Raw genomic sequence first — 253 nt, forward strand, 5'->3', positions numbered from 1 at the left:
ATCTTTAAGGATCTACCCCGCATTTACACTTATGATAGATTCCTCTAATGATACATTCTGCAAAACTGGTAGTTTTCTCTCATTTACATATGCACCTTGTCCTTTTATCGCAGTAAAAATTTCATCACTCATGACATCGTACACAACACCAATTATTCCTACACCGTCTTGATAAATGCCTAAAGAAATTGCAAAAAAACATTCTTGATGCACGAAATTTACTGTCCCATCAATAGGATCTAATATCCAGATA

The 253-nt window shown here is 34.4% G+C and carries 1 protein-coding gene; it reads right to left on the reverse strand.

Annotated elements, in window-relative coordinates:
- Positions 1-12: 12 nt before the first annotated feature.
- Positions 13-253 (reverse strand): inositol monophosphatase family protein (locus tag AOA59_RS00530; RefSeq protein ID WP_143522730.1); only part of this gene is annotated, 241 nt, incomplete at its 5' end.

The sequence above is a fragment of the Pseudomonas sp. 2822-15 genome, from assembly GCF_002742515.1.
GTDB classification, from domain to species: domain Bacteria; phylum Pseudomonadota; class Gammaproteobacteria; order Pseudomonadales; family Pseudomonadaceae; genus Aquipseudomonas; species Aquipseudomonas salomonii.